This window comes from Cryobacterium sp. TMT2-42-4, assembly GCF_004402645.1.
Classification (GTDB): domain Bacteria; phylum Actinomycetota; class Actinomycetes; order Actinomycetales; family Microbacteriaceae; genus Cryobacterium; species Cryobacterium sandaracinum.
The window spans coordinates 1-18,224 of record NZ_SOFT01000015.1 but is presented as its reverse complement, the minus strand read 5'-3'; the positions used below and the strand labels follow the sequence as shown (position 1 = coordinate 18,224).

At 67.8% G+C, this 18,224-nt stretch carries 21 protein-coding genes; 15 read left to right on the top strand and 6 right to left on the bottom strand.

Annotated features, from left to right (window positions below):
- Positions 1-105 precede the first annotated feature (105 nt).
- The 12 genes from E3O18_RS04205 to E3O18_RS04150 all read left to right on the top strand — a co-directional run bounded on the left by E3O18_RS04205 (position 106) and on the right by E3O18_RS04150 (position 10,123).
- Complete coding sequence (locus E3O18_RS04205) at positions 106-1,065, top strand: alpha-ketoacid dehydrogenase subunit beta (protein ID WP_241978116.1); 960 nt, start codon at positions 106-108, stop codon at positions 1,063-1,065.
- Between the two features lie 51 nt (positions 1,066-1,116).
- Positions 1,117-2,556, top strand: coding sequence for a dihydrolipoamide acetyltransferase family protein (locus E3O18_RS04200; protein WP_134417584.1), 1,440 nt, complete (start codon positions 1,117-1,119; stop codon positions 2,554-2,556).
- A gap of 74 nt (positions 2,557-2,630) precedes the next feature.
- Entirely contained in the window at positions 2,631-3,650 is a 1,020-nt protein-coding gene (locus E3O18_RS04195; RefSeq protein ID WP_134417582.1) for a metal ABC transporter substrate-binding protein, read from the top strand.
- Between the two features lie 7 nt (positions 3,651-3,657).
- Positions 3,658-4,449, top strand: a complete 792-nt coding sequence (locus tag E3O18_RS04190) for a metal ABC transporter ATP-binding protein (protein WP_134394799.1) — start codon at positions 3,658-3,660, stop codon at positions 4,447-4,449.
- A 1-nt stretch (position 4,450) separates the two neighbouring features.
- Positions 4,451-5,365, top strand: a complete 915-nt coding sequence (locus E3O18_RS04185) for a metal ABC transporter permease (RefSeq protein ID WP_134417580.1) — start codon at positions 4,451-4,453, stop codon at positions 5,363-5,365.
- Positions 5,365-6,171 (top strand): metal ABC transporter permease, encoded by an 807-nt coding sequence (locus E3O18_RS04180; RefSeq protein WP_134417614.1) that lies wholly within the window; start codon positions 5,365-5,367, stop codon positions 6,169-6,171. The genes E3O18_RS04185 and E3O18_RS04180 overlap by 1 nt, the downstream gene beginning before the upstream one ends.
- On the top strand, positions 6,168-6,563 hold the full coding sequence (locus tag E3O18_RS04175) for a transcriptional repressor (RefSeq protein WP_134394797.1): 396 nt from the start codon (positions 6,168-6,170) through the stop codon (positions 6,561-6,563). The genes E3O18_RS04180 and E3O18_RS04175 overlap by 4 nt, the downstream gene beginning before the upstream one ends.
- A 162-nt stretch (positions 6,564-6,725) precedes the next feature.
- Positions 6,726-6,962: a 50S ribosomal protein L28 gene (rpmB, locus tag E3O18_RS04170; protein WP_104099753.1), complete on the top strand. Its 237-nt coding sequence runs from the start codon at positions 6,726-6,728 to the stop codon at positions 6,960-6,962.
- Positions 6,962-7,129, top strand: coding sequence for a 50S ribosomal protein L33 (gene rpmG, locus E3O18_RS04165; RefSeq protein ID WP_104099752.1), 168 nt, complete (start codon positions 6,962-6,964; stop codon positions 7,127-7,129). Before rpmB ends, rpmG begins: the two co-directional genes overlap by 1 nt.
- Positions 7,130-7,131: 2 nt before the next feature.
- Positions 7,132-7,437 carry a 30S ribosomal protein S14 gene (gene rpsN, locus E3O18_RS04160; RefSeq protein WP_104099751.1) on the top strand — a complete coding sequence of 102 codons (306 nt, stop codon included), beginning with the start codon at positions 7,132-7,134 and terminating at the stop codon, positions 7,435-7,437.
- A gap of 273 nt (positions 7,438-7,710) precedes the next feature.
- Complete coding sequence (locus tag E3O18_RS04155; protein ID WP_104099750.1) at positions 7,711-7,998, top strand: HU family DNA-binding protein; 288 nt, start codon at positions 7,711-7,713, stop codon at positions 7,996-7,998.
- A 118-nt stretch (positions 7,999-8,116) separates the two neighbouring features.
- Positions 8,117-10,123: a cytochrome c oxidase assembly protein gene (locus E3O18_RS04150; RefSeq protein WP_174722107.1), complete on the top strand. Its 2,007-nt coding sequence runs from the start codon at positions 8,117-8,119 to the stop codon at positions 10,121-10,123.
- A gap of 33 nt (positions 10,124-10,156) precedes the next feature.
- Here the strand turns inward: E3O18_RS04150 and E3O18_RS04145 are convergent, their stop codons facing one another.
- Positions 10,157-11,200 carry a hypothetical protein gene (locus E3O18_RS04145; RefSeq protein ID WP_134394796.1) on the bottom strand — a complete coding sequence of 348 codons (1,044 nt, stop codon included), beginning with the start codon at positions 11,198-11,200 and terminating at the stop codon, positions 10,157-10,159.
- Between the two features lie 111 nt (positions 11,201-11,311).
- Between E3O18_RS04145 and E3O18_RS04140 the strand changes: the two genes are divergently transcribed.
- Together E3O18_RS04140 and E3O18_RS04135 are read left to right on the top strand one after the other, a co-directional pair.
- A complete protein-coding gene (locus E3O18_RS04140; protein WP_134394795.1) occupies positions 11,312-12,625 on the top strand; it encodes an AAA family ATPase in 1,314 nt (437 codons plus the stop codon).
- A 284-nt stretch (positions 12,626-12,909) separates the two neighbouring features.
- Positions 12,910-14,259 carry a serine hydrolase domain-containing protein gene (locus tag E3O18_RS04135; protein ID WP_134394794.1) on the top strand — a complete coding sequence of 450 codons (1,350 nt, stop codon included), beginning with the start codon at positions 12,910-12,912 and terminating at the stop codon, positions 14,257-14,259.
- Positions 14,260-14,311: 52 nt separating this feature from the next.
- Here E3O18_RS04135 and E3O18_RS04130 read toward each other — a convergent pair whose 3' ends face one another.
- Together E3O18_RS04130 and E3O18_RS04125 are read right to left on the bottom strand one after the other, a co-directional pair.
- Complete coding sequence (locus E3O18_RS04130; RefSeq protein ID WP_134417578.1) at positions 14,312-14,893, bottom strand: hypothetical protein; 582 nt, start codon at positions 14,891-14,893, stop codon at positions 14,312-14,314.
- A 36-nt stretch (positions 14,894-14,929) separates the two neighbouring features.
- Positions 14,930-15,340 (bottom strand): DUF4383 domain-containing protein, encoded by a 411-nt coding sequence (locus tag E3O18_RS04125; RefSeq protein WP_134417576.1) that lies wholly within the window; start codon positions 15,338-15,340, stop codon positions 14,930-14,932.
- 118 nt (positions 15,341-15,458) lie between these two features.
- Here E3O18_RS04125 and E3O18_RS04120 point away from each other — a divergent pair, with 118 nt between their 5' ends.
- Entirely contained in the window at positions 15,459-15,980 is a 522-nt protein-coding gene (locus tag E3O18_RS04120; protein WP_134394791.1) for a DinB family protein, read from the top strand.
- 128 nt (positions 15,981-16,108) lie between these two features.
- Here E3O18_RS04120 and E3O18_RS04115 read toward each other — a convergent pair whose 3' ends face one another.
- The 3 genes from E3O18_RS04115 to E3O18_RS04105 all read right to left on the bottom strand — a co-directional run bounded on the left by E3O18_RS04115 (position 16,109) and on the right by E3O18_RS04105 (position 17,899).
- Positions 16,109-16,375, bottom strand: a complete 267-nt coding sequence (locus E3O18_RS04115; protein ID WP_104099742.1) for a GlsB/YeaQ/YmgE family stress response membrane protein — start codon at positions 16,373-16,375, stop codon at positions 16,109-16,111.
- 75 nt (positions 16,376-16,450) lie between these two features.
- The gene (locus E3O18_RS04110) at positions 16,451-16,825 is read right to left on the bottom strand and encodes an Asp23/Gls24 family envelope stress response protein (protein ID WP_134394790.1); all 375 of its coding nucleotides are present in this window, start codon (positions 16,823-16,825) and stop codon (positions 16,451-16,453) included.
- A 180-nt stretch (positions 16,826-17,005) separates the two neighbouring features.
- Positions 17,006-17,899: a D-hexose-6-phosphate mutarotase gene (locus E3O18_RS04105; RefSeq protein ID WP_134394789.1), complete on the bottom strand. Its 894-nt coding sequence runs from the start codon at positions 17,897-17,899 to the stop codon at positions 17,006-17,008.
- Positions 17,900-18,224 lie beyond the last annotated feature (325 nt).

The following is an 18,224-nucleotide window of genomic DNA, read 5'->3' as shown; positions in this document are numbered from 1 at the left end:
ACGAGCACCACCGGCCTCGCCACACCGACCACCGCGATGCCGACCCCGGGACACCCGGCCGCCGCCAAGCGGGCCATTCCCGGCACCGGATCGGCGAACCTGCCGATGACGAAGGCCCTCAACGCGGGTCTGCGCCAGGCCATGCGCGACAACCCCCGGGTGCTGATGATGGGCGAGGACATCGGCCCGCTGGGCGGGGTCTTCCGCGTCACCGAGGGTCTGATCGCCGAATTCGGCGACAAGCGCGTGCTCGACACCCCGCTGGCGGAGTCCGGCATCATCGGTACGGCCATCGGCCTGGCCCTGCGCGGCTACCGCCCGGTCTGCGAGATCCAGTTCGACGGGTTCGTCTTCCCCGGCTTTGACCAGATCACCAGCCAGCTGGCGCGGATGCGCAACCGGCACGAGGGCGAGGTCTCCATGCCCGTCGTGATCCGCATCCCCTACGGCGGCCACATCGGGTCGATCGAGCACCATCAGGAGAGCCCGGAGACGTACTTCGCGCACACGCCGGGCCTGCGCGTGGTCAGCCCGTCGAACCCGCACGACGCCTACTGGATGATGCAGGAGGCCATCGTCTCCGACGACCCGGTCATCTTCTTCGAGCCCAAGAGCCGCTACTGGCCCAAGGGTGAGGTGAACCTTGCCGAGAGCGGCACGCCCCTGCACGCCAGCCGAGTGGTACGCAGCGGCACGGATGCGACGGTCGTCGGCCACGGCGCCATGGTCAGCGTTTTGTTGCAGGCGGCGGATCTCGCGGCGGCGGAGGGAACCAGCGTCGAGGTCATCGACCTGCGTTCAATCTCGCCGATCGACTACGGTCCCATCCTCGCGTCGGTCGAGAAGACCGGGCATCTGGTCGTCGCCCAGGAGGCCCACGGCTTCGTCAGCGTCGGATCGGAGATCGCCGCGACCGTCATGGAGAAGGCCTTCTACCTGCTCGAGGCTCCCGTGCTGCGCGTCTCCGGTTTCGACACCCCGTTCCCGCCGGCCGCCGTCGAGACGCACTTCCTGCCCAGCCCGGACCGCGTGCTCGAGGCCGTCGACCGCGCCCTCTCCTACTGATATGACTCGCACCAGGGCTTCTCGCCTCACCAATCGCAAGGAGCGTACTCGATGAGCGTGTCGAAATTCACACTGCCCGACGTCGGCGAGGGTCTCACCGAGGCCGAAATCGTGGAGTGGAAGGTGGCGCCCGGCGACACCGTGTCGATCAACCAGGTGCTGGTCGAGATCGAGACCGCGAAGTCGCTCGTCGAGCTGCCGTCGCCATACGTCGGCGTGGTCGGGGAGATCCTGGTGAAACCCGGTACGACCGTCGACGTCGGAACGGTCATCATCACCATCGTGGCCGAGACCGTCGCCGTCGCGTCTGCTCCGAGCGATGCGATCGCGAACGGCGCGGGTGAGCTGGCCAGCGCGGCAGCGGATGCCGGCTCCACCATCACGGACGAGCCGGCCGAGACNGCCAGCGCGGCAGCGGATGCCGGCTCCACCATCACGGACGAGCCGGCCGAGACGCAGGGCGCGGTCCTGGTCGGCCGCGGCGCCGCGGCGACCATGCCGACCCGGCGCAAGCGCCACGGGGTGACCCCCGTCGCCCACGCGTCGATCGCGCCGCCGCCCGTGCACCCCACGCGCCCGGCCACCCCGCAGCTCCCGCAGCTCCCGCAGCTGCCGCGCGCAGCATCCGCGGGCCCCGTCGTCGCCAAGCCGCCGATCCGCAAGCTGGCCAAAGACCTCGGCGTGGACTTGTCCCTCGTCGAGGCGACCGGCCCGGTCGGTGACGTCACCCGCGAGGACGTGCTGCGGGAGGCCACCCAGGCCAGCGTGTTCCGCAACATCCAGACGCCGGAATGGCCCAGCGACCGTGAGGAGCGCGTCCCGGTCAAAGGCGTGCGCAAGGCCATCGCCCAGGCCATGGCCTCCAGCGCCTTCACCGCACCGCACGTGAGCCTCTTCGTCGACGTGGACGCCACCCGCACCATGGAGTTCGTCAAGCGGCTCAAGGCGTCCACCGACTTCGCGGGCGTGCGCGTGTCCCCGATGCTGATCATGGCCAAGGCCATGATCTGGGCGGTGCGGCGCAACCCCACGGTCAACTCGGTTTTCACCGACGAGGAAATCGTGATCAAGCACTACGTGAACCTGGGCATCGCCGCGGCCACCCCCCGTGGGCTCATCGTGCCCAATGTGAAGGAAGCGCAGGACATGAGCCTGCTTGAACTGGCCCGCGCCCTCGAGAAGCTCACGCTCACCGCGCGGGACGGCAAGACCTCGCCGGCGGAGATGTCGAACGGCACCATCACGATCACCAATATCGGTGTCTTCGGCATGGATACCGGCACGCCCATCCTCAACTCCGGCGAGGCCGGCATCGTGGCCCTCGGAACGATCAAGCCCAAACCGTGGGTCGTCGACGGCGAGGTGCGGGTGCGTCAGGTGACGACCATCGGCGCGAGCTTCGACCATCGCGTGGTCGATGGGGATGTCGCGAGCCGCTTCCTGGCGGATGTCGCGAGCATCATCGAGGAGCCCGCGCTGCTGCTCGAGTAAAGTCCCGGGGGAGATCACGACGGCCGCCCTTATCGCTTTTGACAATCATTATCATTAGGCGTACCGTCGGCACTGTGATCAACAATCGTTTCGTCTTCACCGCCCTGGCCGCCGTTGCCGCGCTGACCCTGGCCGGCTGCACTCCCACCGGCGGTTCGGCGGATGGCGCCGCCGCCGGCGACCTCAAGGTGGTCGCGACGACCACCCAGGTGGCGGACCTCACCCGCAACGTCGTCGGCGACACCGCGGGCGTAGTAGTGACCCAGCTCATCCAGCCCAACCAGAGCGCGCACAGCTATGACCCGTCCGTGGCCGACCTCACGGCCCTCGGTGAGGCCGATGTGCTCGTGATCAATGGGGTCGGCCTCGAGGAGTGGCTCGACGACGCAATCAGCGCCAGCGGCTTCGACGGCGTGACGATCGACTCCGACGAGGGCATCGAGATCCTGGACATCGCAGTCGGCGAAGAGGACCACGCCGACGACAAGGCCGCGACGGATGACGCCGACCATTCCCACCAGGGCGGCAACCCGCACATCTGGACCGACGTGTCCAATGCCGAGACCATGGCCGTCACCATCACCTCGGGCCTCAGTGATGCCCAGCCGGACCTGGCCCCGGACTTCGAGGCCAACGCGACCGCCTACACCGGCCGGCTGGCCGAGCTCGACGACTGGATCCGTACCAACATCGACGCCGTGCCCGCCGAGCAGCGCCTGCTCGTGAGCAACCATGACGCATTCGGCTACTTCACCGAGGCCTACGGCATCACCTACGTCGGCTCCATCATCCCGAGCTTCGACGACAACGCCGAGCCCAGCGCCGCCGCGATCGACGAACTCGTCGCCGCCATCACGGCCACCGGGGTCAGGGCGGTCTTCTCCGAGGCCTCGATCAGCCCGAAGGCCGCCGACACCATCGCCGGCGAGGCCGGCGTCATCGTGTACTCGGGGGAGGACGCGCTCTACAGCGACTCCCTCGGTGCGCGGCACAGTGACGGCGCCACCTACATCAGTTCGCAGCTGCACAACGTCGGCCTGATCCTCGAATCCTGGGGAGTCGAGCCCACCGCGGTGCCCGCAGACCTGCGATAGTTAGTCAGTGATCGAGAACCCTTCTCAAGTACGGCCGAGCGCGCCTGTCGCGCTCAAGGTGGCGGGCGCCTCCTTTTCCTACGGCCAGAGCCCGGCCCTGGCCGACATCGACTTCGAGGTGCACGCCGGCGAGGCCGTGGCGCTGATCGGGCCCAACGGGTCCGGCAAGTCCACGCTGCTCAAGGGCATCCTCGGTCTGATCCAGCGCGTGAGCGGTACCGTCGAGGTGCTGGGGGCGGCAGCGGCCCCGGCCGGATCCATCGGCTACGTGCCGCAGGCCGACGAGATCGACCAGCAGTTCCCGGTCACGCTCGAGCAGGTCGTCATGATGGGCCGCTACCGCTCGCTAGGCTGGCTGCGCCTGCCCGGTAAGCGCGACCGTCAGGCCGTGGCCCGTGCACTCGACGCGGTGGGCCTCGCGCACCGCGCGAAAACCCGTTTCGGGGAACTCTCCGGCGGCCAGCAGCAGCGCGGACTGCTCGCGCGGGCCGTGGCCGCGGGGCCCCGCCTGCTGCTACTCGACGAGCCGTTCAACGGCCTCGACCAGCAGAATCGGGACGCGCTCGTGGGCACCGTCAAGCGTTTGAAGGAGGAGGGGGTGGCCGTGGTCGTCTCCACCCACGACCTCCAGCTCGCCCGCGAGGTCTGCGAACAGGTGTTGCTGCTCAATGGCACCCAGGTGGCGTTCGGGCCGCGCGAGTCGGTGCTGATCCTGGAGAACGTGCAGCGCACGTTCCGGGAGGTCGGCGTGGAGATCGACGAGCACACCGTAGTTGTGCCCGGGCACACCGGTCACTGAGATGGACTTCCTCAGCCCGCTGATCGACGCCTTTGCCCTGCCGTTCATGACCCGGGCCCTCTTCGTGCTGGGTGCGCTCAGCCTGGTGGCCGGCGTCGTCGGGGTGCTGGTCAACCTGCGGGGCCTCGAGTTCATCAGCGACGGTCTCACCCACGCGGTCTTCCCCGGCATCGCGATCGGCTTCGTCTGGGGTGGGCGCGAGGGGCTGTTCGCCGGCGCGATGGTCACCGCCCTGTTCGCGGCGGTCATCCTCACTCTGATCGTGCGTCAGTCCGTGTCCTCGGATGCCGCGATCGCCATCGTCTTCACCGCCATGTTCAGCGTGGGCATCATCCTGGTCTCCCGCGAGACGAACTACGTCGGCCAGTTGGAGCAGCTTCTCTTCGGCCGCCTCCTCACGGTCAGCCCGAATGAGGTCGTGCAGACCGTTGCCATCTGCCTCGTGGCGCTGGTCCTGATCGGGCTCACGCTCAAGGAGGAGGTGTTCCGCGCCTTCGACCGGGTCGGCTTCGCCGCGGCCGGCTACCGCACGCTCGCGCTCGACCTCGTGCTCAACGTGGCGATCGCCCTCGTGGTCGTCGCGGCCTCCAGCGCCGTCGGCAACCTCCTCGTGCTGGCCGTGTTGATCGTGCCCGGCGCCGTGGCCCGGCTCATCACTGACCGGCTCTGGCTGCTGTTCCCAATCGCGGCCTGTTTCGCGGCCCTCGGTGCCTGGCTTGGACTCGTGCTCGGTTTCCAGGCATCCGTGCAGGCCGGTCTCGACCTGCCCAGCGGCGCGACCGTGGTGCTGGTGCTGGTCGCCGGCTACGCCGTGGTGCTGCTGTTGCGCCTGTCCATCGACGGACTTCGGCGGCTGGGTTCGCCCCGTCTGCGGCCGCAGCAGACCCCGCCGCCGCACGAACAGCCGGTGACGTGATGGGCTACTTCGAGAAGGCACTCCTCGCGGCCGCCGTGATCGGCGCCCTCTGCGGGCTGGTCGGATCCCTCGTCGTACTGCGCCGCCGCACTTTCTTCGCCCAGGCCCTCACCCACGCCACCTTTCCGGGCGCCGTGACCGCCACAATCGTCGGCGTGAGCATCCCACTCGGGGCGGCCCTGGCGAGCATCCTCATCGTCGGCATCATGACCTTGATCGGCCGGGTGAAGCGGCAGGGCACCCAGGTGGCGTCCGGTATCATGCTCACCGCGGGCTTCGCGCTCGGCGTGCTTCTACAGGCCCTCAACCCGTCGCTGCCGGTGCAGGTCGACTCCTACCTGGTCGGGTCGATCCTCACCGTCACGACCGGTGACGTCTGGCTGGCCGTCGGCGTGCTCGGGGTGGCCGTGGCCGTGATGGTGCTGCTGGGCAAGGAGATCCTGTTCTCCACCTTCGACCCGAGCGGATTCCGCGCCGCCGGATTCCGGGAATGGCCGATCGAGCTGCTCACCCTCGCCCTGATCACCGCCACGGTGGTCACCGCAATGCCGGCCGTCGGGGCGATCCTCGCGATCGCGCTGATCGCGGCCCCGGCCGCCGCCGCGCGCCTGGTCACGCGCACCGCCACCCAGATCCTGGTTCTCGCGCCGGTGCTGGGCGCGGCCGCCGGCCTGGTCGGAGTGCTCCTGTCCCGGGCGATCGACGTGGCCGCCGGGCCGGCGATCGCCCTCACCGCGGCCGTCTTCTTCCTGCTGGCCCTGGGCGGTCGCCGGCTGGTCCGGGCGCGGCTACGGTTGAAAGCATGAAGCGAAACACCTGGCAGCGCGAGGCCGTGCGCACCGCGCTCAGCGACGCCGAGGGATTCGTCAGCGCCCAGGGTCTGCACGCCAGCCTGCACGCCACCGGTTCGCCCATCGGCCTGGCCACGGTGTACCGGGCCCTGGCCGACTTGGCCGGCGAGGGCGAGGCCGACTCGCTGCAGTCGCCCGACGGTGAGGCCCTCTACCGCGCCTGCAGCACGACCGACCACCACCACCACCTGATCTGCCGCAACTGCGGACTCACCGTCGAGATCGAAGCGGACGCCGTGGAGAACTGGGCCAAGAACGTGGCCGCCGAGCACGGCTTCAGCCAGGCCGCGCACGTGGTCGACGTCTTCGGTCTCTGCGCGGCCTGCTCCGCCGCATCCGTGGCCTAGCGGGTTTGCACCGGGGGAGCCGAGCGCGTAGTCTAAGACGCTGCTGCGCATATCTGTGCGTGCACTGCTGGTTCGCTCGCTTCCGCTTCGCGGGGGTGTCGCCGTGCCAGCCGACAAGAGATCTTGGGAAGGGCATTCGCCCTTCGGTATTGGAGGAGAACCATGGCAGCTACTTGCCAGGTGACCGGAGCCGTTCCCGGCTTCGGACACAACATTTCGCACTCGCACCGACGCACCAAGCGTCGCTTCGACCCGAACGTTCAGACCAAGAAGTACTACGTACCCTCGCTTCGCCGCAACGTCACGCTGACCCTGTCCGTCAAGGGCATCAAGGTGATCGACGCTCGTGGCATTGAATCGGTCGTCAAGGACCTTCTCGCCCGTGGGGAGAAAATCTAATGGCCAAGCAGCATGACGTCCGCCCGATCATCAAGCTCCGTTCGACGGCCGGCACCGGTTACACCTACGTGACCAAGAAGAACCGTCGCAACGACCCCGACCGTCTCGTACTCAAGAAGTACGACCCCGTAGTGCGCAAGCACGTTGACTTCCGTGAGGAGCGCTAAAAATGGCGAAGAAGAGCATGATTGCCAAGAACAACCAGCGCAAGGTTATCGTCGAGCGCTACGCCGCGAAGCGCCTTGAGCTCAAGAAGGCCCTCGTCAACCCGGCCGGCACCGATGAGTCCCGTGAAGCTGCTCGCCTCGGCCTGCAGAAGCTTCCCCGCAACGCGTCACCGGTTCGCCTGCGCAACCGCGACGCGGTCGACGGTCGTCCTCGTGGACACCTCAGCAAATTTGGAATCTCGCGCGTGCGTTTCCGCGACATGGCTCACCGCGGCGAACTGCCCGGCATCACCAAGTCCAGCTGGTAACACCGCACCAGGCCGCTTAGCCGATCATTCGGAACCTCGGTTCTGAAACGAGAGGATGTCGACTTCGGTCGGCATCCTCTTTTTTTCGCCCACAGCGAAAATGAAGCCGTTGCGGCAGCCAAACCGGCTGGAAACGCCGCAAATCCGCGGAATTCCGCGGTTGTCTGCTAGATTCAACCCGGTCCAACCGGCCAAACGGAGTCGCTCCTCGGAGCGTCGCCCGCAATACGTGAATCCCTGTTTTTACAGACAAAGGTCCGAGGAGGACACTCAATGGCTGACAAGTCGCTGAACAAGACCGAGCTCGTTGCCAAGGTTGCCGCAGACTCTGGCCAGAGCCAGGCTGCCGTCGACAGCGTTCTGAACGCTTTCTTTGCAACTCTCGCTGACACCGTCGCGAACGACGGCAAGGTCACGATCCCGGGCTGGCTCGGAGTCGAGCGCACCGCTACCGCAGCGCGCACCGGCCGCAACCCGCAGACCGGCGAAGAGATCGCCATCGCCGCGGGCCACCGCGTCAAGCTGACCGCTGGTAGCAAGCTCAAGGCTGCCGCCAAGTAGGTCTCGAACCAAGCAAGCAGGGCGTCGGCTTCGGTCGGCGCCCTGCTTTCGTCTATGACGTCACATGTCAGCGAGCCTCGTGCAGCGTGCGTCCACCGGGCACGGTTAGGCTGAGTCAGTGCCTCGTCTCGTGCGTATATCCGGTCCGGCAGTGCTCCTGCTGGTCGCGACGCTGGCGACGCTCGCCGCGCTAGCCTACGGCGGCGGCGCTTCGGCGCAGCTGCTGTCCGATCCGGGACCAGTCGTGCGGTGGGGTCTCCCGTTGGCCAAGCTCCTCGTCAACCTCGGCGCCGCCGGCACCATCGGCGCCCTCGTGCTCACCCTGTTCGCCCTGAGCCCTCGGGAACCCGAATACAACGCGGCCCTCGATTTCGCTGCCGGGTCCGCCGCCGTCTTCACCGTGGCATCCGCCCTCACCGGCTTCTTCACCTTCCTGCAGGTGACGACCATTCCGCTCAGCTTCGATGACCGATTCAGCGCCACCGCCGGACAGTTCTTCAGTGACATCGAGATCGGCCATGCCTGGCTGATCACCACCCTGATCGCGGCCTTCGTCACCGTCCTGTGTTTCGCGGTGCGTTCACTGACCGGGCTCGTCTTCGTCACGGTCCTCGCCGTGGGTGCCCTGGTGCCGATTGCATTACAGGGGCACGCGGCCGGCGCTGAGGGGCACGACGTGGCCATCACCGCCCTGGGTCTGCACCTGGTCTTCGCCGCGGTCTGGCTGGGCGGGCTGCTGACCATCATCGTGCTGCGCAAGCAGTTGGCCGGCGGCCGCCTCGATCCGGTCATCGCGCGCTACTCCTCGCTCGCCCTCGTTTCCTTCATCGTCGTCGCTGCGTCCGGCTACGTCGGCGCCGAACTGCGGTTGGGCGCCTGGGACCGGCTGCTCTCGCCCTATGGCATCCTCGTTCTGGTCAAGGTCTTCGCCCTCACCGTGCTGGGCGCGTTCGGCGTGCTGCAGCGCCGGTACGTGATCGGGCGGATGCTGCGGAGCGCCCCCGCAGACCCCCATACTCCCGCACCCCACCGGAGCGTCTGGTTCTGGTGGCTCATCGTCACGGAACTGGCGTTCATGGGGCTCGCCTCCGGGGCCGCCGCCGCCCTCGCCAAGACCGCGACGCCGGTCGAGCAGATCACGGCGACCGAGATCCCCACCTCGACGCCCGCCCAAATCCTGACCGGCGAGCTCCTGCCGCCGCCGCTCACTTTCAGCCGCTACTTCACCGAGTGGAATTTCGACCTGGCCTGGGTGCTGTTCTGCGCATTCGGCATCTTCTTCTACGTGGCCGGGGTGCGCCGCCTGGCCCGCCGCGGCGATAAGTGGCCCGTGTTCCGCACCGTGCTCTGGGTGACCGGCATGCTGATCCTGTTCTACATCACCAACGGCGGCGCAAACCTCTACGCGAAGTACCTCTTCTCCTCCCACATGCTCATGCACATGGCGCTGACCATGCTCGTGCCCGTCTTTCTGGTGCCCGGGGCGCCGGTCACCCTCGCCGCCCGGGCCATCCGCAAGCGGCAGGACGGCAGCCGCGGCGCCCGCGAGTGGATCCTGTTGGCCGTGCACTCGACGTACGCGGGGTTCCTGGCCAATCCGCTGGTCGCAGCCGTGCTCTTCGCCGGTTCACTCTGGGTGTTCTATTACTCCTCGCTATTCAGCTGGGCGACGACCGACCACATCGGCCACGAGTGGATGATCGTGCACTTTCTGATCACCGGCTACCTGTTCGTGCAGTCGCTGATCGGCATCGACCCGGTGCCCTACCGCCTGCCCTACGCCGGCCGCCTGCTGCTTCTTCTCGGCACGATGGCCTTCCACGCCTTCTTCGGTGTCACCATGATGACGGGCACCGGGCTGCTCCTCGCCGACTGGTACGGGGCCATGGGGCGCGATTGGGGGCTCAGCGGCATCGAGGACCAGCAGATGGGCGGTGGCATCGCCTGGAGCGTCGGCGAGATCCCGACGATCGCCCTGGCCATTGCGGTGGCCATCCAATGGAGCCGCAGCGACGAGAAGGAAACCCGCCGCAAGGACCGAAACGCCGCCCGCACGGGAGACGCCGAACTGATCCAGTACAACGCAGGCCTGGCCCGTCTCGCCGCGCACGACCGCTCGGAGTAGCAGGGAAGCGCCCAGCAGGGCAGCAGCCGCCGCTCAGCGCAACTGGAGGGCGAGCGACCCGTCCGGGTTCACGGTCACGCTGATCGCGACCGCAAAGGACACGTCCTCATCCCGCACCTCGACATCGCCGTCGAAAAGCGACTGCACCTCCACCACGATGTGCGCCTGCCCCTCGGTGTCGGGCATCTCGAAGGTGGAGTCGCCGGCCACGAGGGTGACGGGGGGATACTGGGCGATCGACCAGATCGGGTCGTCACGCACCCGGTCGTTGATCTCGATGCCGAATGGGCAGTTCGTGGGCTGCAACACCTGTTGCGTGGTGCAATCGTCGAGGAAACGGTCCAGCTCGGCCTGGACCTGACCGATGAATTGGGCGTTGGGCTGGGCGTCGACCGTGACATCCGTCACCCCGGACGCGACGACCGGCACCGTCTGCGAGGCCGCGTCGAGCAGGGTGGAGGTGTGCTCGAACGAGTAGAGGGCAGGTGCGAAGGCCAGGTAGGCCGCCTGGTTCGAGAACGCTTCCGGCGCGCCATCGGCGGCGTGCGCACGCGTGTCGAGGGTCAGGCTGTTCACCGAGAACGTGGCCTGGTGCAGCACGTTCACGCGCAGCACAGCCAGCGGGCTGGTCGTGAAGCGCCAGCTGTCGAAAACGCCGAAGAACGTGCCGGCGCTCTCCACCTGGAAGGTCATCGCCGCGGGTGTGCCGTTCAGCCGGAACTCGTAGTCGACCGTGTGCCGTCCATCGGCCGACTCGTCGTCAGCGGTCAGACGGATGTCTGTGAGTTCTCCCAGCACGGAGTTCCGCAGCAGGGTGTCCGGCAGGTCCTTCGGCAGCGCGGCCGCTTCGAGCTCCGCAGCCGTGGGTCTGACCCCGGGAAGCATCAGCGCACTGGCGGTGTCTTTGCGGGCCAGGGCGTCGAGATACTGCCCCACGAAGCTGCCGGCGCTGTAGAGGTCGCGGTTGAGCGACCCGATCGTCGCGACCAGGCCTGCGCCGAGGAGGGCGGCAACGATGACTACGGCCACGATGGCGCGCCGCTCGTTACGCCGGCGCCTGCCGTCCCGGTTGCTCACCCCCACATCCTACGGGGCCGGTTCTCCACCAATGCGAAGACCGGGGCCGACTCGTGCAGCCGGGCCGGATACAGTGGTATGTCCCGTCCGTACCCCATCGAAAGCGCCCCCGTGTCTGAGATTCCGCTGTCGCGCGAGCAGGCCGAAGTGTTCGAGGCCATCGAGGGAACCCGGCAGAACGTGTTCGTGACCGGGCGCGCCGGCACCGGCAAGTCGACGCTGCTCAATCACCTCGCCTGGAACACAAGCAAGCAGATCGTGATTGCCGCGCCCACCGGGGTGGCGGCCTTGAACGTGGGCGGCCAGACCATCCACTCCCTGTTCCGCCTGCCGATCGGCGTGATCGCCGACAACGCGATCGACCAGTCCGACCAGGTACGCAAACTGCTTAACACGATCGACACGGTCGTCATCGACGAGGTGTCGATGGTCAACGCTGACCTGATGGATGCGATCGACCGCAGCCTGCGTCAGGCGCGGCAACGGCCGAACGACACGTTCGGCGGTGCGCAGATCGTGCTCTTCGGCGACCCGTACCAGCTGGCCCCGGTGCCGGGGGATTCCGACGAGCGTGCCTACTTCGCGGACACCTACCGGTCGATGTGGTTCTTCGACGCGAAGGTCTGGCAGGGCGCCGACCTGCGCATCTTCGAGCTCACCGAGGTGCACCGGCAGCGCGACGCCGACTTCAAACACATGCTCAACGCGGTGCGGCACGGGCGGGTCACGGCCGAGATCGGCGGCGCGCTCAACGCCGCGGGCGCCCGCACCCCGCCGAGGGAGGGAGTGATCACGCTGGCCACCCGCAACGATTCCGTGAACCGGATCAACGCATCCGCTCTCAAGCGCCTCCCCGGCAAGGCGCTGACCGCCAAGGCCGACGTCACCGGCGACTTCGGTGGGCGCACATTCCCCGCCGACGAGGTGCTCGAGCTGAAGGTCGGGGCGCAGGTCATGTTTCTGCGCAACGACTCCAACCAGGACGGCGGCCCACGCTGGGTGAATGGCAGCATCGGCACCGTCACTCGGGTCGATTCGACGGTGTACGTGGACATCGACGGCGAAACGCACGAGGTCGAACCGGCGGTGTGGGAGAAGTTCAAGTACACCTACAACCCGACCACGAAGAAGCTGCGCAAAGACGTCGTAGCCGAGTTCACGCAGTTCCCCTTGCGGCTGGCGTGGGCGGTCACCATCCACAAATCGCAGGGCGCCACCTATGAACGCGCGGTCGTCGACCTCGGCGCACGCGTGTTCAGCCCCGGCCAGACCTACGTGGCCCTCAGCCGGCTGACCAGCCTGGATGGCCTTTATCTGACCCGTCCGCTGCGCCCGAGCGACATGATCGTGGACGAGAACGTGCAGCGGTTCATGCGCGGCCCGCGCCCTGCCGAGACCCCCTACCCGGTCATTCCCGCCGACTAGCCCCGTGGTTACCGCCGTGGCTGCCCTTCTCGTGGCTGCCTCTCCCGCCGCTGCCCCGAACCAATTCGACGGAGATTTTGCCGAAAACGGTGCAGAACAGCCCAAAACTGAGTCTCTAGCCCAAAATCTCCGTCGAATTCGTTAGGGACGGGAGCGGCAGTAGGGGCCAGAGCGAGAGCCGGGGGGCCGCCGGCAGCAATACGGTGCGGCCGGACGGCGGCGTGGGTACACTCCGTCGTGCAGGGGCGCCCCTGTGTGGGCCGCGACGCGACGGGGGTCAGGCGATGAAGCTCGAACAGGCACCGATCAGCCAGGCCGCAGCCGGCCGTGCACCAGCCGGCCACGCACCTCGTCACGCGAGCCCCCGCACACGCCACCACCGCGTGCCGGCTCTCGTCGTGAGTGCCGCCCTCGTGCTGACGGCGTGTACCGCGGCGACGGATGCGTCCCCGGAAGCCCGCGCGCAGGCGGCGGCCCCGTTCTCGTCCGAGGTCACGTCCCGGCTGGATGACGTGCTCGCCGAGGCGAAGACACTGTCCGGTTCCTCGGGGGCCATTGCCGGTGTCTGGGCGCCGTGGGCCGGCACCTGGGTCGCGTCGCCCGGGTCCGTCTCGAGGACGACACCGGGTGCCCTCACCCCGGAGATGCGATTCCGGATCGGCACCAACACGACGGCGCTGACCTGCACGGTGCTGCTCCGGCTCGTCGAGGAGGGGCAGGTGCGCTTGGAGGATCCGGTGTCCGACTACGTGCCCCGGGTGGTGGGGCTGGACAAAATCACCCTCGGGCAGCTTTGCCGCAACACGTCCGGCCTGGCCGATCACGCCTCCCTGATGGCTCCGCAGATTATGGACAACCCCAGTCGCAAATGGTCGACGCGTGAAGTCATCGCGAGCGGCACGGGCGCACCTCGGGTGGCGCTGCCCGGCGGAACCTGGTCCGCGTCGGATACCGGGGTCGTGCTGCTCGGTCTCGCCCTGCAGCAGGCAACCCGACGCGACTGGCCGTGGCTCTACCGGCACTACGTGTTCGAACCGCTGGGCATGACGAACACCAGCCTGCCATCGCCGGGCGAGCTTGCGATCCCGGGGCCGAGTCCCCGCGGCTATGCCGCGGCCCTTGATCCGGTCGGCAGGGCCCGCTGTGGCAGCGTGCTCGACGTGACGCAGCTGTCGCCCTCGGTGGGCGGAGTGGCGGCGGGGGCGGTCTCGAACCTCGACGACCTGAGGATCTGGGCGCAGGCGCTGGCCGCGGGGACCCTCCTGTCGAAAACATCGACGGATGCGCAGTGGGCGCCGGTTCTGCCGGGTGCCGGAGCCCTCTCCTGGCATCAACACGGCCTCGGGGTCGAGCGGTTCGGCCCGCTGCTCGGTCAGTCCGGGGAGATCCCCGGTTTCATTTCGGCGGCGATGGCCGACCCGGTCAGCGGACTCACGGTAGTGGTCGCCTTCAATAATTCGACCTCCGGCCGCGGATTCGCCGAGGCGGTCGCCCGCCGACTTGCCGCGGTCGCCGGCGCTGCGCCCGCGTCCGGAGAGATGCCGGCACCCCAGCTGAACCTGCCCTGGACCGAAACCCAGGTCGCCGGCGAAATCCGGGCTGTCGCCGTCTGCGCATCGCAGCAGCCGGACTAGAAGGGCTGCCGGGCCCAGCGAGAGCCGGGAATTATCTTCGGCCCGCAGCCGGTCAGTGGTGGGAGTGCGGTGCGCCGGGCAGAACGGCGGGGCCCGAGTGACCGTGGGACCCGTGCGGAACCGCCTGAGTGCCGGCATCCGTCGCGGCCAGGGCCGGAGTGGTCAGGCCGGAAACCAGCAGGCCGCCGAGCGTCAGCGCGGCCAGGAAACGCCAGCCCTGCGGTGCGGGTTCGGTCGCCCCGGTCACCCCGGCAGGGGTGTCGGATGCCGCCGCCCGGCATCTGGCACGCCGCCGGGTGAGGGCAAGGGAGACGGCCACGAACACGCCGAACAGGGTGGCGATGGTCATTGGGAAGACCGGCAGCACTGTGGCGTCGGCCGGCACCGCCGAGGTGCTGCGGAGCGCCACAATTGCAGCCCAAACGACGCCCGGGAGAAGGGCGGCGACGAGGGCCTGGTTCGGCCAAAGATGCCTTCCTCGCACGAGCGACGCCACACCCCAGCAGAGCTCGGCGACGCCGAGCCCGACGAAGGTGACGGCGAGCAGGGCTGGAGCGCCGGCGCCCACGGCCAAGTGAATAATCCCTGCCCCGAGGGCGGCGAAAGCGATCCAGAGGCGCGTGATCTGCGTCATGGGATTCCTGTCCGCGGTGTGGGTGGCGTGCGTGGGCTAGACGGTGACCGTGCGCGGTACGGTCTTGTCGGCTGCGAGGCCGGCTCCAAGCAGCACGATGGCGCTGGTCAGATGCAGGAAGTGGTCGGCCGTGTTGAGGGCGAGGATGTTGAGCGCGGTGTCGGCGATGAAGAAACCGACAATTCCGAGGAGCAGGTACACCGCACCGACCGTGGTGTTGACGGCCTTTGCGGCGGGGGGCGTGGTTAGGCCGGCGATCAACAGTGCTGCGCCGATCAGGAGGTGGGCCGTGTTGTGCAGAGGGTTGACCGCGAAGATGCCGAGAAGCAGGCCGCCATCGGTGGCGAAGAAGTCGACGCCGCCGGTCACGAAGAAACCGAGCAGGCCGACCAGAACGTAGACGGCACCGAAAACAGTGGCAATGATGCGGTTGGGGGATGTACGCATGAGAAGACCTCCAGTAGATGTCACGGTGCATCCGTGCTCGCCTATTGTTCGGAATCAACGACGGTTCGGTTTGGCCGGACACCGGTGCGTAGCCGTGACCACCGGATAGGATCACCGGATGGGAATCAGCGCGGATACAAAAGATTGGACCTGGGTGCTGGAGCGCCCCTGCCCGGAGTGCGGTTTCTCCGCCGCCGACGTCGATTTCGCGCACATTCCGCGGCTGGTGCGCGAGAACGCGGCCCGCTGGCAGCCGGTGCTGCAGCGAATGGATGTCGCGTCGCGCCCCGACGAGCAGACTTGGTCTGCCCTGGAGTACGCGGCCCATGTTCGCGACGTGTTCCGCATCTTCGACGAGCGTCTCACCCTCATGCTCGCCGAGGACGACCCGGCTTTCCCGAACTGGGACCAGGACGCCACCGCGGTGCTGGAGCGCTACAACGAGCAGGAGCCGGCGGTCGTGGCCCGCGAACTCGCCGAGGCCGCGGCGTCCGTCGCCGCCTCCTTCGCAGCCGTTGGGCCCGCAGACCAGGGTCGAACCGGTCGCCGCAGCGACGGTGCCCGGTTCACCGTCACCACGATGGGGCAATATTTCGTGCACGATCCGGTGCACCACCTGCACGACGTCGCGGGCGACTGACACCACCGGCACGCAGAATGCCGGCAATCGGACGTCAGCAGGCACAAATCAACAAAAAAAAGCACGGAAAAACCGGCGCACCCCCCAATAGTGCGCCCGCTCGTTCGCGCTTGTCGCGCTGCCGTGACTTAGGCCCGGCGACGACGCCCCGTGAGAGCGCCGTAGATCACGAGAACAATGACGGAGCCGGCGATGGCGAGAAGCCAGGTCGAGATGTCGAAGAAGTTCTCGAGACCGGTGCCGAAGATGACCGAGCCGAGGAAACCACCGAGGAACGCGCCGAGCACGCCGAGGATGAGGGTGATGACCCAGCCGCCGCCCTGGTTGCCGGGCAGGATTGCCTTGGCGATCGCGCCGGCGATGAGTCCGAGAATAAGGAATCCGATGAAGCCCATAATTTGTCCCTGCATCTTTCTGTTGTTTGCGAACTGGTAAGGGTAAGTGTTGGTGAACTGGAGAAAAAAGCCGGGCTAGTCCGGGGTGTCTACCTCGTCGACGTCCGCGTCCGTGTCATCTGACGTCTGGTGCACGTCCTTGACGGTCACATCGACCGCGGTGACCTGCATGCCGACGATTGTCTCGATCGCCGTCTCGACCGCGTTGCGCACTGCGCCCGCGACCTTCTGCAGTTCGTGCGGGTACTCGACGACGATGGAGATCGCGACGGAGGCCGCGGCGCCCTCGGTGGTGACGCTCACCCCGGTGGAGAGGTCGGCGCCGCTGAGGGCTTCCCGGATTGCGCCGAGAGCTCGGGCCGCGCTCCCGCCGAGCGCGTAGACGCCCGGCACCTCGCGTGCGGAGATACCGGCTACCTTCGCGACGACGCCATCGGCGATGACAGTCATCCCTGGTCCGGTTGGGGGGACGGCTGGTGGTGCGGAGGACGTCTGTTCAGCGATGGCGTACTCCAATCTGTCGCGGCGCGTGGCACGAGCCGGGCGACACTAGTATGACGTGGGTCGAACGGATTTCGTCACGCTAGCGCCGAAAGAAAGTTTTTGCGGGACAGTCCCGAAGGCCGGTGCTCAGTCCGAAACCGCGAACACGACGGTCGTCGTGTGGCTCTGGCCGGCTTCCAGACGTACCTGGTCCCGGCGCACGTTCGCGGTTTCCACGCAGACCATGCCGGGCCACTCGTCGTCGCCGAAGTCGCTCATCCGGGCGGACTTGTCGGCCCAGGGGTTCCAGACCACGGTGCTTTCGGATCCGTCGGATCCGATCGTGACGGTGCGGCCGTCGGGGTCGGCGACGGTGGCGCTGCCGCGGCTGCCCAGATAGAGGCGGTCCGTCTCGGTGCCGAAGCCCAGGGGGGTGTTCTCCGCGGGCTCGGTCAGTGCGGTCAGCTGGTTCAGGAATGCGGTGCCCTGCAGCCCCGCGACCGTCGTGCTGCGCACATCGCTCACTCGCAGATAGGTGTGCAGCGCTTCTTCGTAGCTGATCGCATCCGGCTCCCGGTTGGTCACCCGGAGGACGAGGGTCAGGCGGGCGCCGACGGTGACCGTGTAGCGGGCCTCGAAGCGGTGCGGCCAAGCCGAGATGCGTGTGGCGGGAGTGTCGGTGAGGCTGAAGGTGAGCACGACGTCGTCGTCGGCTTCGTGGGCGTTCACGAGCTCCCACTCGATCAGGCGGGCGAAACCGTGCGACGGCGCGGCCGGGTCGAGCGCGTTCGCACCAAACCAGGGGAAGCAGATCGGCACGCCGCCGCGAATCGCGGCGGTGGCCTCGAACCGGCTCAGGTCGCTTAGAAAGAGCACCGGCCGGCCGCCGGCCGGAGTGAATTCGGTGACGTGCGCACCGTGCAGGTAGATCTCGGCGGAGCCGGCGGGACCGACCACTCTCACCACGGTGAGGCCACCGCGGCCCTCTCCGATTCGAACGGATGCGGGCAGAGACCTGGGTGCAGCGCTTACGGAGGGCATGAGCCCATTTTCGCGCTAACCGCGACCTGGCGCCTAATGCCGATCGAGGCCCCGCTGGGCAGGGTCACTGATCGCCTTCGACCCGAACCACGGGGCGCCATGGATGAACAGGGGGGAGTGACCCAACGGCTGACGTGACTCCCCGAGTCGCGTCGGCCGCTGCGTCAGCCGGGCAGGCCCCCGCCCGGAGGCGGTCAATCGCGCAGGTACTGTTCCAGGCACGGCACCTTCAGCAGGGCCAGCGCGCGCTTCTCGATCTGGCGCACCCGTTCCCGGGTCACGCCCTGAACGACGGCGATCTGGTCCAGCGTCTGGGGCGCGCCCC